The organism is Pseudomonas sp. SDO524_S393 (genome assembly GCF_054071875.1).
Map to the genome: position 1 here is coordinate 19,429 of NZ_JBSVVZ010000015.1, position 15,019 is coordinate 34,447.

14 protein-coding genes are annotated in these 15,019 nt (G+C 60.2%); 6 read left to right on the forward strand and 8 right to left on the reverse strand.

The window, feature by feature from the left end; genetic code table 11:
- Positions 1 to 29: 29 nt before the first annotated feature.
- Both rimK and rimB read right to left on the reverse strand, forming a co-directional pair.
- Positions 30 to 935 carry a 30S ribosomal protein S6--L-glutamate ligase gene (rimK, locus tag ACW9IB_RS09075; RefSeq protein ID WP_457366320.1) on the reverse strand — a complete coding sequence of 302 codons (906 nt, stop codon included), beginning with the start codon at positions 933 to 935 and terminating at the stop codon, positions 30 to 32.
- A complete protein-coding gene (gene rimB, locus ACW9IB_RS09080) occupies positions 932 to 1,414 on the reverse strand; it encodes a retropepsin-like aspartic endopeptidase RimB (protein ID WP_457366321.1) in 483 nt (160 codons plus the stop codon). The genes rimK and rimB overlap by 4 nt, the downstream gene beginning before the upstream one ends.
- A gap of 297 nt (positions 1,415 to 1,711) precedes the next feature.
- Between rimB and ACW9IB_RS09085 the strand changes: the two genes are divergently transcribed.
- On the forward strand, positions 1,712 to 2,119 hold the full coding sequence (locus ACW9IB_RS09085) for an RNA-binding S4 domain-containing protein (protein WP_457413311.1): 408 nt from the start codon (positions 1,712 to 1,714) through the stop codon (positions 2,117 to 2,119).
- A gap of 102 nt (positions 2,120 to 2,221) precedes the next feature.
- Here the strand turns inward: ACW9IB_RS09085 and ACW9IB_RS09090 are convergent, their stop codons facing one another.
- Positions 2,222 to 3,025: a phosphatase PAP2 family protein gene (locus ACW9IB_RS09090; RefSeq protein WP_457413312.1), complete on the reverse strand. Its 804-nt coding sequence runs from the start codon at positions 3,023 to 3,025 to the stop codon at positions 2,222 to 2,224.
- Positions 3,026 to 3,150: 125 nt separating this feature from the next.
- Here ACW9IB_RS09090 and hslO point away from each other — a divergent pair, with 125 nt between their 5' ends.
- Together hslO and ACW9IB_RS09100 are read left to right on the forward strand one after the other, a co-directional pair.
- Positions 3,151 to 4,053 carry an Hsp33 family molecular chaperone HslO gene (gene hslO / locus ACW9IB_RS09095; protein ID WP_457413313.1) on the forward strand — a complete coding sequence of 301 codons (903 nt, stop codon included), beginning with the start codon at positions 3,151 to 3,153 and terminating at the stop codon, positions 4,051 to 4,053.
- Positions 4,054 to 4,232: 179 nt separating this feature from the next.
- Complete coding sequence (locus tag ACW9IB_RS09100) at positions 4,233 to 5,774, forward strand: phosphoenolpyruvate carboxykinase (protein ID WP_457413314.1); 1,542 nt, start codon at positions 4,233 to 4,235, stop codon at positions 5,772 to 5,774.
- A gap of 79 nt (positions 5,775 to 5,853) precedes the next feature.
- Here ACW9IB_RS09100 and ACW9IB_RS09105 read toward each other — a convergent pair whose 3' ends face one another.
- Positions 5,854 to 5,982 (reverse strand): YhfG family protein, encoded by a 129-nt coding sequence (locus ACW9IB_RS09105; protein WP_457366326.1) that lies wholly within the window; start codon positions 5,980 to 5,982, stop codon positions 5,854 to 5,856.
- A 174-nt stretch (positions 5,983 to 6,156) separates the two neighbouring features.
- Here ACW9IB_RS09105 and ACW9IB_RS09110 point away from each other — a divergent pair, with 174 nt between their 5' ends.
- On the forward strand, positions 6,157 to 7,332 hold the full coding sequence (locus ACW9IB_RS09110; protein ID WP_457413316.1) for a tetratricopeptide repeat protein: 1,176 nt from the start codon (positions 6,157 to 6,159) through the stop codon (positions 7,330 to 7,332).
- A gap of 62 nt (positions 7,333 to 7,394) precedes the next feature.
- On the opposite strand, the gene ACW9IB_RS09115 is transcribed toward ACW9IB_RS09110, so the two are convergent.
- Positions 7,395 to 8,405, reverse strand: coding sequence for a S8 family peptidase (locus tag ACW9IB_RS09115; RefSeq protein ID WP_457413318.1), 1,011 nt, complete (start codon positions 8,403 to 8,405; stop codon positions 7,395 to 7,397).
- Positions 8,406 to 8,607: 202 nt separating this feature from the next.
- Between ACW9IB_RS09115 and ACW9IB_RS09120 the strand changes: the two genes are divergently transcribed.
- Together ACW9IB_RS09120 and ACW9IB_RS09125 are read left to right on the forward strand one after the other, a co-directional pair.
- Entirely contained in the window at positions 8,608 to 10,545 is a 1,938-nt protein-coding gene (locus ACW9IB_RS09120) for a RecQ family ATP-dependent DNA helicase (protein WP_457413319.1), read from the forward strand.
- 22 nt (positions 10,546 to 10,567) lie between these two features.
- Positions 10,568 to 10,999 carry an acyl-CoA thioesterase gene (locus ACW9IB_RS09125; RefSeq protein ID WP_457413320.1) on the forward strand — a complete coding sequence of 144 codons (432 nt, stop codon included), beginning with the start codon at positions 10,568 to 10,570 and terminating at the stop codon, positions 10,997 to 10,999.
- A 148-nt stretch (positions 11,000 to 11,147) separates the two neighbouring features.
- On the opposite strand, the gene ACW9IB_RS09130 is transcribed toward ACW9IB_RS09125, so the two are convergent.
- From ACW9IB_RS09130 to fdhD, 3 genes are all read right to left on the reverse strand, one after another.
- Entirely contained in the window at positions 11,148 to 11,600 is a 453-nt protein-coding gene (locus tag ACW9IB_RS09130) for a glycine zipper domain-containing protein (protein ID WP_457366330.1), read from the reverse strand.
- A 228-nt stretch (positions 11,601 to 11,828) separates the two neighbouring features.
- Complete coding sequence (locus ACW9IB_RS09135) at positions 11,829 to 14,177, reverse strand: FdhF/YdeP family oxidoreductase (protein WP_457366331.1); 2,349 nt, start codon at positions 14,175 to 14,177, stop codon at positions 11,829 to 11,831.
- Positions 14,174 to 15,013 (reverse strand): formate dehydrogenase accessory sulfurtransferase FdhD, encoded by an 840-nt coding sequence (gene fdhD / locus ACW9IB_RS09140; protein ID WP_457413322.1) that lies wholly within the window; start codon positions 15,011 to 15,013, stop codon positions 14,174 to 14,176. Before fdhD ends, ACW9IB_RS09135 begins: the two co-directional genes overlap by 4 nt.
- Positions 15,014 to 15,019 lie beyond the last annotated feature (6 nt).

The window sequence follows — 15,019 nt, forward strand, 5'->3', positions numbered from 1 at the left end:
TCCCACAGTTTTTTGTGGCGTCTGTCTAATCAACCCTTGCCCTTGGTCCGGGTCATATTCGGCCCGCCATTCTTCTCCAGGTGCTGGATGATAATTCCCGCCACATCCTTGCCGGTGGTGGTCTCGATGCCTTCCAGGCCTGGCGACGAATTGACTTCCATCACCAGCGGCCCGTGGTTGGAGCGCAGGATATCCACTCCCGCCACACTCAACCCCATCACCTTGGCGGCCCGCAGTGCGGTCATGCGTTCTTCGGGGGTGATCTTGATCAGACTGGCGCTGCCGCCTCGGTGCAGGTTGGAGCGGAACTCACCTGGCCTGGCTTGGCGCTTCATCGCAGCAATCACCTTGTCGCCCACCACGAAGCAACGGATGTCCGCACCACCGGCTTCCTTGATGTATTCCTGAACCATGATGTTCTGCTTGAGGCCCATGAAGGCCTCGATCACCGATTCGGCCGCCGTTGCAGTCTCGCATAACACCACGCCGATGCCCTGGGTGCCTTCGAGCACCTTGATCACCAGCGGCGCGCCGTTGACCATGGCGATCAGGTCAGGGATGTCGTCCGGGGAGTGGGCAAAGCCGGTGACCGGCAGGCCGATGCCACGGCGTGACAGCAGTTGCAGCGAGCGCAGCTTGTCCCGCGAGCGGGCGATGGCAACCGATTCATTGAGGGGGAACACTCCCATCATCTCGAACTGACGTAGTACCGCGCAGCCGTAAAAGGTCACCGAAGCGCCGATTCGCGGGATCACCGCATCAAAACCCTCCAGCGGCTTGCCCCGGTAATGGATCTGCGGCTTGTGGCTTGCGATGTTCATATAGGCACGCAACGTGTCGATCACCACCATTTCGTGGCCACGCTCAATGCCGGCCTCAACCAGGCGGCGGGTGGAATACAGACGCGGGTTTCGCGAAAGCACGGCAATCTTCATGCAACACCTGGGACAGAAAGGGTAGAGACCGGGAACACCGGCTTGTCTTGAACGTATTTGGTGCCGGGGTTGACGACCAACTGGCCATCGACCAGCGCCTTGGAGCCCAGCAGCAGGCGGTAACGCATGGCCTTGCGACAGGCGAGGGTGAATTCCACACGCCACACACCATCGCCCAGGGCCAGGGTAGTGCTGATCACATAGCGCACCTGTGCATGGCCGTTGGAGCTCTTGATGGTTTTCATCGTCACCAGCGGCGCTTCACAGCGACGGTGACGCAGTTGCACCACGCTGCCCAGGTGTGCGGTAAAGCGCACCCATTTCTCACCGTCGCGCTCAAACGGCTCGATGTCGGTGGCATGCAGGCTGGAGGTGCTGGCGCCGGTGTCGATCTTGGCGCGCAAGCCTGCCACTCCCAAGTCGGGCAGTGCCACCCACTCACGCAGACCCACAACGGTCAAATGGTCAAATGTCTTCAATATGGGTAACCGGCCATTCAGAAATGTTTTGTGGTTGTCGAGGACAGTAACGTCCCACTGCGCATGGATTGTGACAATCCCGAACCCTCACTGAGGATCCGACCCTCGATTCGCGGTATTCACGCAGAATATTCGGCAAATGGCGACAGATATCGCTCAGGTTTCCGTCATTGATCGAGGCACAGGGAAATCACGCAAAACGCGCGGTGCCTGGCGTATCTTAGGTGAGCCTTGTGGTTTATGCGTCGAAGGGTTTCAACGGTACAGTTGCGACATTTTTCAGAGCGAGGAATTCAAGTGGCTCAAAAGCAGGAAGAGGAAGAAAAGGTTCGGTTGGACAAGTGGTTGTGGGCTGCGCGCTTCTACAAGACCCGTGCCCTGGCCAAGGCTGCCATCGAAAGCGGCAAAGTGCATCATCGCGGCGAACGCTGCAAGCCGGGAAAGGAACCGCGGATTGGGGATGAATTGCAGATTCGCACCGGCTTCGATGAAAAGACCGTCGTGGTGCAGGCGCTTTCCATCGTGCGCCGTGGTGCGCCCGAAGCGCAGACGCTGTATGTCGAGACCGAAGCCAGCATCGCCAAGCGGGAGAACGCCGCGGCAATGCGCAAGGCGGGGGCCATGGGCTTGAGCACCGACGGCAAACCGAGCAAGAAGCAGCGCCGCGATCTGTTCAAGTTCCGCGGCAGTGGCAACGACGACTAGAAGCTTGTGCAAACAGCTTCTCGGGTTGAGCTGGCTTGGTGTGGTGAGCAGGCTTGTCCTGCGCTGGGCTGCGGAGCAGCCCCCATCACAGGGCTCACGGTGTTACGTGCTTGTGCGCATGACGCTCAATCGCCCCACCAGCGGCAGCTTGCTCAACAGCCCGAATGCCGGCGCCGTCACCCGCACCAGACCGCCCGACACCTTCGCCGCAAATGGCGTGTAATACCCCCAGCCCAATGCCAGCAGTGCCAGTAATACGCCGCCGATGTAATCGTCCTGCCCCCAGTGCGCACCCGCCACCAGGCGCGGCAGCATGAACAGCAGCGCCAGGCCCCAGATCACCAGTACCTGGCCCATACGTTTGGCGAACACCGTCATGAACATTCCCCAGATCAACAGCACCGAAGCGTGATCCCCCGGGAAGCTTTGGCTCGAGCGGTCTTTCAGTTCCCAGGTTTTTTCCAGTCCCGGGAAAAAGTCACTCATCTGAATTGCTCCGCTGATCACCATCGACGGGCTGCTATGTTGCCAGCCCATCTGCGCCGCGAGTTTGGAAAACAGCATGCGGATAAACAACAGCAGTAGCAGAATGCCGAGGAAACCGAAGAATGCCTGGCGTACCTGCACGGCCTTGAATACCCAGTCGCCGCGAATCAGCAGCGTGAGCAGGATCAAACCGACCACTGCGTCGAATGGCCGCAAGCTGGCGATGGCCCACATATGTAGCCAGGTCGCGTTGCTTGCCAAGGGGTCATTGAGCAGGTGAAACAGCCATTCGTCGAAAATCACACACAGCATCTGGCCCGTGGGCCACAGCCAAAAACACAGCAGCCCGATAGCCAGAAGGTTACAAGCGGCCCATCGCCCGAGGTTCCACTTGGCTTGGAACAAACCCGGATTGTTCATAAACTGTCCCTCTTCGCTCTAAATCTCTCCACACATCCCGGAGAAAAGTGCACCAGTTTGGTGCCAAAGGGTTTGATTTTATAAACCTTGTAATCAATTTGTCATCCATTCAGATACCCAGACCTATGACTGATTTACCGGATACCGACTTCACCCAACGCTTCATCTTCGATGAGAGCGATGCCCGTGGCGAGCTGGTCTCGCTGGAGCGTAGCTATGCCGAAGTGCTTGCCAAGCACCCCTATCCGGAGCCGGTCGCGCAATTGCTCGGCGAGTTCATGGCGGCGGCTGCGTTGCTGGTGGGTACCATGAAGTTCGACGGTTTGCTGATCCTGCAAGCACGTTCCGAGGGCCCGGTGCCACTGCTGATGATCGAGTGTTCCAGCGAGCGCGAAATCCGAGGTCTGGCCCGTTACGAGGCGGACCAGATCGCGGCGGATGCCAGCCTGTCCGACCTGATGCCCAATGGCGTATTGGCTCTGACCGTCGACCCGACCGAAGGCCAGCGTTACCAGGGCATCGTGGACTTGGATGGTGCGACCCTTTCCGACTGCTTCACCAACTATTTTGTGATGTCCCAGCAAGTGAACACGCGCTTCTGGCTCAACGCCGACGGCAAGCGTGCCCGTGGCCTGCTGGTGCAGCAACTGCCGGCGGACCGTATCAAGGACGAAGATGACCGTGCCGCCAGCTGGCAGCACATCATCGCCCTGGCCAACACCCTCAAGGCCGAAGAGCTGCTGGGCCTGGACAACGCAACCATCCTGCACCGCCTCTACCACGAAGAGGCCGTGCGCCTGTTCGATGAACACCCGCTGCGCTTCCATTGCAGTTGCTCACGGGAGCGCTCGGCCAATGCATTGGTCAGCCTTGGGCTGGAAGATGCCTTGAACCTTGCACAGGAGCAGGGCGGTCAAATCGAGATCGACTGCCAGTTCTGCAACCAGCAATACCTGTTCGACGCCGCCGACATTGCCCAATTATTCGCCGGCGCCGGTGTAGACACCCCTTCGGGCACCCACCACTAAAACGTTTAAGCACAGGTAAATCACCTGACAAACGCCGGATTAGCGCAGTTCTGACGGGAGGGCCCTACTCTTTTTGGGCTTTTCTGGCATAATCCGGCCCACTTTTTTCGCGGTAGTAGTGCGCAACTTTCTACTACAAAACGTTTGGAGCACTCGGCCTTAGGCCGACGGGGAACCTCATGACGCAAGCCAATAACGCCGTATACACCGATCTGAGTGTTGACGATCTGGTCAAAGAAGCCCTGCAGCGCGGTGAAGGCGTGCTTGCCGATACTGGCGCGCTGGTTGTCGAAACCGGTCACCGTACCGGCCGTTCGCCAGTCGACCGTTTCATCGTTGAAGAGCCTTCCACCCAGGACTCCATTGCCTGGGGCCCGATCAACCGCAAGTTCCCGGCCGACAAGTTCGATGCCCTGTGGGCTCGCGTCGAGGCGTTCAACAATGCGCAAGAGCATTTCGTTTCCCACGTTCACGTAGGCGCTGCCGCAGACCACTACCTGGCCGTGAAAATGACCACCCAGACGGCCTGGCAGAATCTGTTCGGTCGTTGCCTGTTCATCAACCCGGCCCAGTACAACCCGGCCGGTCGTGAAGAGTGGCAAGTGCTCAACGTGGCCAACTTCGAGTGCGTGCCAGAGCGTGACGGCACCAACTCCGATGGTTGCGTGATCCTCAACTTCGCCCAGAAGAAAGTGCTGATCGCCGGCATGCGCTACGCCGGTGAAATGAAAAAAGCCATGTTCTCGGTGCAGAACTTCCTGCTGCCGGCTTCCGACGTACTGCCGATGCACTGCGCCGCCAACATTGGCGAAGCGGGCGACGTGACCCTGTTCTTCGGTCTGTCGGGCACTGGTAAAACCACCCTGTCCGCCGACGAAAGCCGTTACCTGATCGGTGACGACGAACACGGTTGGGGCGAAGGCGTGGTGTTCAACATCGAAGGCGGTTGCTATGCCAAGTGCATCGACCTGTCCGAGAAGAACGAGCCGGTCATCTGGAAAGCCATCAAGCACGGCGCCGTGCTGGAAAACGTGGTGATCGACGAGGCCAAGCACGCCGACTACACCAACGTCAGCCTGACCCAGAACAGCCGTGCCGCCTACCCGCTGGAGCACGTTGCCAAGCGTTCCGAGAAGAACCTGGGTGGCGAGCCAAACGCGGTGATCTTCCTGACCTGCGACCTGACCGGCGTACTGCCGCCTGTGTCGATCCTCAGCGAAGAACAAGCGGCCTACCACTTCCTGTCCGGCTACACCGCGCTGGTGGGCTCGACCGAAATGGGTTCCGGTGGCGGCATCAAGTCGACCTTCTCCACCTGCTTCGGCGCACCGTTCTTCCCGCGTCCGGCTGGCGAATATGCTGAGCTGCTGATCAAGCGCATCCGCGGCTTCGGTTCCAAGGTCTACCTGGTCAACACCGGCTGGACTGGCGGTGGCTACGGCGTCGGCAAGCGTTTCAACATCCCGACCACTCGCGCGGTGATCGCGGCGATCCAGGGCGGTACCCTGGTTGGTGCCGAAACCGAACACCTCGACACCATCAACCTCGACGTGCCACTGGCCGTACCGGGTGTTGAGACTGGCCTGTTGAACCCACGCAACACCTGGGCTGACAAGGCTGCGTATGACGAAGCAGCGAAGGCGCTGGCTGGCCTGTTCATCGAGAACTTCAAGAAGTTTGAAGTGAGCGATGCAATCAAGGCGGCGGGTCCACAGCTGTAAGATGTGCCTGCTATAAGAAAGCCGCCCGAATGGGCGGCTTTTTTGTGCTTGAAATATCGGTGTTCGAAGCGTGTTCAGCCTACGGCAGGGGTTTGTCGACGTCGGCCGGTTGGGTATCGAACCCTTCCAGGCGCAGGCTGGCCAGGTAGTTGGAACGGCGGATCTTGTGGTAATGATCCTGTTTTTGCTCAAACGTCGGTTCGCTCATCGCAGCGCACTCCTGGGAGGTACGGCTTGATTGTAGCGCAATGCTACGGCGGGCAGGCGGGATAAAAACCACGTCACATTCTGTACAAAAAGTCTGCCGGTGCGCTGAATTCGGCGTATGTTTCACCGCAAAATCTTGTGGGCGATTCCGCCCGTTACTTAAAGGGAGTTAAGCATGGGTTTGCTTCGTGTCGCCTCGGCGATGTCATTGTGTGCGGTGGCGTTTTCCATCCAGGCCGAGCAGTTGCCGATCGAAGTGCTCAGCGCCGTGGTCAAGGACCAGAAAATCGCCGACGCTGAAGTGTTGCTGCAACGCAACGGCGCCCAGAACGTCGTGGGGCGCACCAATGCCCAGGGCCAGGTGACCCTCACCAGCGAAGCCGCCGACGACGCCACCAGCCTGTTGATCATCAAGAAACCCGGTTACTCCAACCTGGTGGTCAAATGCCCGTGCAAGGGCATGACGTACGCCATCAGCCCGGTGATGGAAAACCTCGACGGTCTGCGCGTGGTACTGACCTGGGGCAAAACCCCGGAAGACCTCGATTCCCACATGATTTTCCCGGGCAACAACATCTACTTCGAGAACAAGAACGGCACCGATGCCGAGCTGGACGTGGATGATGTCGACAGCTACGGCCCGGAAACCATCACCCTGCAGAAAAAACACTACGGCGAGAGCTACGTCTACGCCGTGCATGACTTCACCAATATCGGCAATCCGGGCTCGCGGCAGTTGTCCAACAGCGAGGCCAAGGTGTTCGTCTATATGGGCCAGTCCCTGGTGCGCACCTACTATGTGCCGAAAAATCGTAGCGGCAACCTCTGGACGGTGTTCCGCATGACCGGCAGCGGCGACTTCCAGGACATCAACACCTTCAGCGGTGTGAACGTGGAAGCCAAGGACGTGCTCAACGAAGTCAAACCGTTGCTGGACGACAGCGTGGCGGTCACGGCGGTGGCGGTCAGCTCTTCTGCACAAACCGATGCGAAGCGTCTGAACGTGCAGGGCGAAGCGGCCTACCAGGCTGGTAATCTGGATCAGGCCATCGATCTGTTCCGTCAGGCCATCGATCTGGATAACGGTTTCGGCAAGGCTTACGGCAACCTCGGTCTGGCTTATCAGAAGGCCGGTAACACTGCTGAATCGATCTGGGCCAACCGCAAGGCCATCGCTCTGGCGACCGGCGCGAACGCTGCGACGGTACGTGCCGGTGCCTACTACAACATTGCGCGGATCTACGAAGCGGCCGGGCAGTTCTCCGACGCCTTGCGCCACTATCAATTGGCCAAGGAGCAAAAGGCCAACCCGGTCTATGACACCGCGATTGAACGGGTGCAGAACCGCTGATCAATAGCGAAACACGTTACCGACAACGCGCCCCAGTGGCGCGTTGTTTGTTTGGGCACTGGCTACTGGCGTGAGGCTGCGTCGAGGTCCATCAACCCTCGGCCATAGGCTTCGCTGTTGGCATAGATACCCGTTCGATTCGCCGTGCTGAGTAGGCGCTCGCGCACTTGTTGCGGCGTCATTTCTGGAAAGCGGCTTTGCAATGCCGCCAAGGCACCACTGACCAGCGCAGCGGCTGGCGAGGTGCCAGCGGTTGGTCCGTAGCTGCCATCCTTGTTGGTGGTCAACAACCCTGCGCCACCATCGCCCCCAGGCACCGCGATGCACCAGCGTGCGGCGAGGCCGCAATAATTGGATTTGAGATTGATGGCCGTGCCGTCGCTCTTGAGGGCCATGACGGCAATCCAGCCTTTCTCCAGTTCGGGCACCAGCGCAGGAAGGCCTGGTTCGGCGAGCGGTTCACGCTTGACCTCGTTACCCGTTGAAAAAACGAATACCGCGCCTTCGGCCACCAGTTTTCTTGCCACGCCCAATGAGTCACCCATCAGGCGCTCATAGACGGGAACCTCGTTGGTGTTGGCTTCAATGGGATTTGCCCAAGAGTTACTGAAAATGCGTGCGCCTCGGGTATAGGCGAGCTCCCAGGCCTTGGCGATTTCATTGTCGAAGTAGAACGGCTCCCTGTCATCACCGAAGCGCATGGGTATCAGCTTGGTGTTGAAGGCGATGCCATGGATACCCTGGTCGTTCTTGTTCGCGGCGAGAATACCGGCCATCTGGGTGCCGTGGCCCTTGCTATCGAGGGTACCTGGCTGCTGTCTCACGAAGTCGTATCCCGGGTCGGCCACACGCCCGTGAAACTCGGGTAGCGCCTGGTTGAGGCCTGAGTCGATCAGCGCAACGTTGACGCCCTGGCCGGTGCCGCCCCGTGCGTAGAGAGAGGATGCGTTAACGATCGGCAGAGCTTTTTGCGCGAGGTATTCGGGCGTCTCGAAACGCTGTGTGTCCTCCTCGGCAGGCATTGGGGCGGGGGCGTTTGCACAGCCCAGCAGTAACAACGACAGCGTGAACATGACGAGGTGTTGCGGTGAAAACAGTGTGCATCGAAACATTCACGACTCCATGTCGGGGTAGGCGATCTGGCGTGCTACTGTCGTTGTTTTTGCGCGGGCTTGCAGGTTTTCTCTGTATCAGTTTGTAGCGTTTATCCATGACCTTTCTTCGGCCGCTGATCTATGTTTTTGACTCCTTCAGCGGTCAACGGAGTGACAGCCTATGCACGACACCCTCCAACAGGTCTTTGGTTATCCACAGTTTCGTCCCGGCCAGGAGGCAACGGTGAGTGCCGTACTGGCCGGTCGCTCGGCGGCGGCGATTTTCCCCACCGGTTCCGGCAAGTCCCTGTGCTATCAGCTGTCTGCGGTATTGCTGCCGCACCTGACGCTGGTGGTTTCACCTTTGCTGGCGTTGATGCAGGACCAGCTTGGCTTTTTACAGCGCCATGGCATTTCGGCGGGCAGTATCGATTCGGCGCAGAGTCGCGATGAGGCCAATGATGTCATGGCCCGTGCGCGTTCAGGCGAGCTGAAAATCCTGATGATCTCCGTGGAGCGTTTGAAGAACGAGCGCTTCCGCAACTTCCTGCAAAGTGTGCGGATCTCGTTGCTGGTGGTGGACGAGGCGCACTGTATTTCCGAGTGGGGCCACAACTTCCGTCCGGACTATTTGAAACTGCCGGCATACCAGCGTCAGTTCAATATCCCGCAAGCGCTGCTCTTGACCGCTACGGCCACACCCAAGGTGATTGCCGACATGCAGGCCAAATTCGCCATCGCGCCCCACGACGTGGTCACTACGGGCTTCTACCGGCCTAACCTGAACTTGTTGGTGGAACCGGTCAGCGGTACCGACAAACGTCGCCGTCTGGTCGAGTGGATGAGCGAGCGGGTCGGTCAGCCCAGCATCGTCTACGTCACGTTGCAAAAGACTGCCGAGCAGATTGCCGAGCACTTGAACCGCAACGGCATCCAGGCTGAGGCCTATCATGCCGGTCTGCCCCACGATAAGCGCGACGGCATCCAACAGCGCTTCATGGGCGGTCGCTCCACTTGCATCGTGGCCACCATCGCGTTCGGCATGGGCATCGACAAGAGTGACATCCGCAACGTAGTGCACTTCGATCTGCCCAAATCCATAGAAAACTACAGCCAGGAAATCGGCCGCGCGGGGCGTGACGGACAAGCCTCCGATTGCCTGGTACTGGCCAATCGCGACAGCCTCACCGTGCTGGAAAACTTCGTGTACGGCGACACGCCCGAGCAAGCCGGTATTCGCCGGGTGCTGGAGCAGTTGCGGGCGTCGCGCGGCGATGGGCAGTGGGAGTTTGTGCTTCGTTCGTTATCGGAGCAGAGCAACATCCGCGAACTGCCGCTCAAGACCTTGCTGGTGCAGCTTGAGCTTCGAGGCGTGATAGCGCCGCGCTATGCGTTTTACGCCGAGTATCGCTTCAAGTACCTGATTGAGCCCGACGCCTTGCTGGCGCGATTTTCCGGTGAGCGGCAACAGTTCGTCGCGGCGATCATCCAGGTATGCAAGCGCGCGCGAACCTGGGCAACGGTGGATTTCGATGCACTGTATCAACAGCACAATGCCGAGCGCAGTCGAGTGGTCAAGGCGTTGGACTATTTCCAGGAGCAGGGCCTGATCGAGATGGAAAGCAAGCAGATGACCGAGGTCTACAGCCTGCTTGATGTCGATTTCGACCCTCAGGTATTGGGTGCCGAGTTATACACAGGCTTCAAGCAGCACGAGGTCACGGAGGTGGCGCGGATTCACGCCATGCTCGACCTGTTCGCCACCGACCACTGCCTGGGCCAGCGCCTGGCCCGGTATTTTGGCGATGAAAACGCACCCGCGCATTGCGGCCATTGCTCGGTATGCCATGGCCACGTGGCCTGCCTGCCGCCACCGCCGAATTTGCCGCCGCTTGTGGATAAAGACTTCATGGGCTTGTGCGGGGATTTTATCCACAGGCATCATCAGTTCACCGGGGAACTGCCCGCAGCGGAACGGCTCACGCGGTTTCTCGGCGGTATCAGCGTGCCGTTGTTCACTCAGTTGAAGGCGCGAGGCATTCCAGGTTTTGCCGCGCTGGAAGACTATCCCTATGCCGAGGTGCGCGAGTGGGCCGAAGCCCATCTGAATCGCCTGTAACCCACTTTCATGAGCCCTGCCAATGCCTGACGCCATGCCACAACGTGCCGACTACCCTCACTTCCAGCCGATCATCACGCGCTGGCATGACAACGATGTATATGGGCATGTGAACAACGTGACCTACTACAGCTTTTTCGACACCGCAGTGAATACCTATTTGATCGAGCAAGGCGGCCTGGATATTCATGACGGCGAGGTAGTGGGGTTCGTAGTGAGCTCGGCGTGCGATTACTTTGCGTCCATCGCGTTTCCCGACCGCATCGAGATTGGCTTGCGCGTCGGCAAGTTGGGCAACAGCTCGGTGCAGTATGAGTTGGCGGTGTTCAAGGCCGATGAGGACGAGGCCTGTGCGGCGGGGCGCTTTGTGCATGTGTTCGTGGATAGGACGTCGAACCAGCCGGTGAGCATCCCGGGGAGATTGCGCGAGGCATTGCAGCGGTTGGCGGCTTGACGCACTTCTGCCTGCGATGAACCCCAATGTGGGAACCGGGCTTGCCTGCGATAGCGGTAGGTCAGGCTGACCAGGGGGACCTGAAACTGCCTCATCGCGGGCAAACCCGGCTTGCGCAGCGGGCTGCGGTGTTGCTTATGTGACGAGTTTACCGGTGACGGTAATGGTGCTTGTTCTTGTGATGCCCATGGGCATGGCCGCGACCACGACGGTCATCACGGTAACGACGGTCATCGTCATTGCTCTGGTTGCCCATGTAGTTACCCAGGGCGCCACCTGCGCCACCGCCGGCGGCTGCGCCGATCAGGCTGCCGGTGCTGCCGCCCACGCTGCGACCGACCACGTTGCCACCCGCTGCGCCCAGCGCGCCACCGATGGCGGCTTCGCCACGGCTGCGCTTGTCGGCGCCGACCGCACTACCGCCCGCGCCACCCAGCGCCGCGCCAATGGCCGAACCGGTGTTGCCGCCGATCTGCTGGCCGACCACCGAACCCAGAACCCCGCCCAATGCGCCGCCCACACCGGCTTCGGTGGTGCCACCGGCCATGGCTGCGCCACTGACCAGGCCAAGGGACAACAAGAGAATCGAGGAGAACTTCATAGAGAGACCTCAAGAGGATGACGGCGCGATCCTGAGGCTGTATCGGGAGTGTGACAATAGAAATCCGACCAGTAACACGAGTTGTACACAATTCTCTAAGTTACTGTTTTTGTTGGGGAACTTAAGTCTTTTTTGCGGGTCTTCAGCTACTTGGGAACGGCCGCTTTTATGCAAAAGCGGCCTTTTTTTGTGCCCGGGATTTGGCCGGCTCCGACAGTTGGAAGGGGCTCAGGCCGAGCGCGCCATGATCAGGCCGTTGTCACTCGCTGCTTCCAGTCGGATTGCGACGAATTTCGACGTGGGCGTATGGCTGCCGTCGCCGGTGCTTTCCAGTGGCACCAGTGGGTTCACTTCCGGGTAGTAGGCTGCCGCCTGGCCGGCGGGAATGTCGAATGCCAGCAGGGTAAAACCTTTTACGCGGCGTTCACGGCCGTCTTCCCACAACGACACGATGTCGGCCTTCTGCCCTGGCTTGAAGCCCAGGCGAATGATGTCGGCTTCGTTGACGAACAGCACGTCACGCTGGCCCTTCACCCCGCGATAACGGTCGTCCAACCCATAAATCGTGGTGTTGTACTGATCGTGGGAGCGCATCGATTGCATGATCAGGTCCGGCACCTTGCCTGTGGCGTGGGTGCGCTCGTGGATCAAGTCCTTGGGCAGTACGTTCGGGCGGAAGTTGGCGCGACCCGACGGCGTGTTCCAGCGACGTGCGCCGGCGCTGTTGCCGAGGTAGAACCCGCCCGGGTTTTTCACGCGTTCGTTGAAGTCCTTGAAGGCCGGAATGGTATCGGCGATCAAGTCGCGGATGCGGCTGTAGTCGGCCACCAGCCAGTTCCAGTCCACCGGTTTGCTGCCGACGGTCGCGGCCGCTATACCGGCCAGAATCGCAGGCTCCGACTTCATGAATTTGGACAGCGGTTGCAGTTGGCCGTAAGAGGCGTGGACCATGCTGAACGAGTCTTCCACGGTCACCGCTTGCGCGCCTTCGGCTTGCAGGTCGATATCGGTGCGGCCCAGGCACGGCAGGATCAGCGCGTCCTTGCCGTGAGTCAGGTGGCTGCGGTTGAGCTTGGTACTGATCTGCACGGTCAGGTCGCAGTTACGCAGGGCCTGGAAGGTGCGCGGGCTGTCCGGGGTGGCTTGAGCGAAGTTGCCGCCCAGGCCGATAAACACTTTGGAGCGGCCTTCGAGCATGGCGTGGATCGCTTCCACCACGTTGTGGCCGTTATCGCGCGGTACCTGGAACTGGAAGCGGCGCTCCAGCGAATCGAGAAACGCCACCGGTGGACGCTCGTTGATGCCCATGGTGCGGTCGCCCTGCACGTTGCTGTGGCCACGCACCGGGCACAGGCCGGCGCCTGGGCGGCCGATGTTGCCGCGCAGCAGCATCAGGTTGGCGATTTCCTGGATGGTCGGTACCGAGTGGCGATGCTGAGTGATCCCCATGGCCCAGCACATGATCACGTTCTTGCCTTTGGCGTACATGCGCGCCGCCTGCTCGATCTCCACCAGGGTCAGCCCGGATTGCTCGACGATTTCATCCCACGAGGTATCGTCGATCTTGCCCAGGTAATCCAGCACGTTGGCGGTGTGTTCGTTGAGGAAGTCGTGGTCGAACACCGCTTCCTTGCCTTCGGCCTGGGCCTGGCGTTCCCACAGCAGCAGGAACTTGGCCATGCCGCGCAGGATGGCCATGTCGCCACCGAGCGCCGGGCGGAAGTACGCCGTGTTGGTTGGCTTGTCGCCGTTGGTGAGCATTTCCAGTGGGTGCTGCGGATGCTGGAAGCGCTCCAGGCCACGCTCTTTGAGCGGGTTGATACACACCACCTGGGCGCCGCGCTTTACCGCTTCGCGCAGCGGTTCGAGCATGCGCGGGTGGTTGGTGCCCGGGTTCTGACCCCACACGAAAATCGCGTCGGCATGTTCGAAGTCGTCGAAGGTCACGGTACCTTTACCCACGCCCACGCTCTGTGCCAGGGCGACGCCGCTGGCCTCGTGGCACATGTTCGAGCAGTCCGGGAAGTTGTTGGTGCCGTAGGCGCGCACGAACAGCTGGTACAGATACGCGGCTTCGTTGCTGGCGCGGCCCGAGGTGTAGAACTCGGCCATGTCCGGGCTTGGCAACGCGTTGAGGTGTTTGCCGATCAGGTCGAACGCCGCTTCCCAACTGATGGGCTTGTAGCGATCGGTCTCGGCGTCGTAGCGCATCGGCTCGGTCAGCCGGCCCTGGTACTCCAGCCAGTAGTCGCTCTGCTCCAGCAGCGCAGTGACGCTGTGTTTGGCAAAAAAGGCCCCGTCGACCCGGCGCTTGGTGGCTTCCCAGTTCACGGCCTTGGCGCCGTTCTCGCAGAATTTGACCATGCCGCTTTCCGGCGAGTCGCCCCAGGCGCAGCCCGGGCAGTCGAAGCCGCCGTTCTGGTTGGTCTTGAGCATCATGCGGATGTTTTTCAGCGCGTTGTCGCTGGTCAGCCAGGCCTGGGCCACGCTGATCAGTGCACCCCAGCCGCCCGCCGGGCCCTTGTAGGGCTTGTAGCGCGGAGTCGGGGTTTGGTCGGCTTGATGATGATTGCTCACGGCTGGTTCTCCATCGCAGGGCTATAGACCCGCGGCGCACTTTTCTGCGGCAGGTGGATGAGATTGAGGTTGTGTCGGCGAGCCCATTGCAGGGCCAGTCCGGTAGGCGACGAGAGGCTGACCAGGGTCTGGATGCCGGCGCGCAGTACCTTCTGGATCAGCTCAAGGCTGCAACGGCTGGTAACAATTGCCAGGCCGCCGTCGGTAGGAATCTTTTGCCGAATCAGTGCGCCGATCAGCTTGTCGAGGGCGTTATGTCGGCCAATGTCCTCGCGGCCCAGCAGCAATTCGCCCTGGCTGTTCATGAACACTGCCGCGTGTACGGCGCCGCTGTACTGGCCCAACGGCTGAAATGCGCTGATTCGTTGGCGCAAGCCGTCGAGCCATGCGGCGGGCGGCAAGGGCGCACCCGGCAGCACTTGCAGGTCCGGCAACGCCTGTTCCACCGCTTCCACGCCGCACAGGCCGCAGCCGCTGGTGCCGGCCAATTGGCGGCGCTGCTGCTTGAGGTTCCAGAACGCACGGCTGGAGATCTGCACCTGAGCGTATTGGGCTGAGCCCGACCCGCTGAGCTTCAGGTCATAAATGTCGCTAACGTCGGCGATAATGCCGCTGCCGATACTGAAGCCGACGATAAAGTCTTCAAGGTCCGTCGGCGTCACCAGCATCACCGCCTGGCTGATGTCGTTATAGGCAATCGCCAACGCCACTTCTTCCGCCAACGCAGTGCTGGCGGCTTCCGTGTGTTCCAGATTGCAAAACTGATAGCTCTGGCTGGCGGCCGGCGCAGGCACTTCAGGGGCGGGCGCCGCGCAGACTGGGCGCTTGGCGTTCATGGGGCA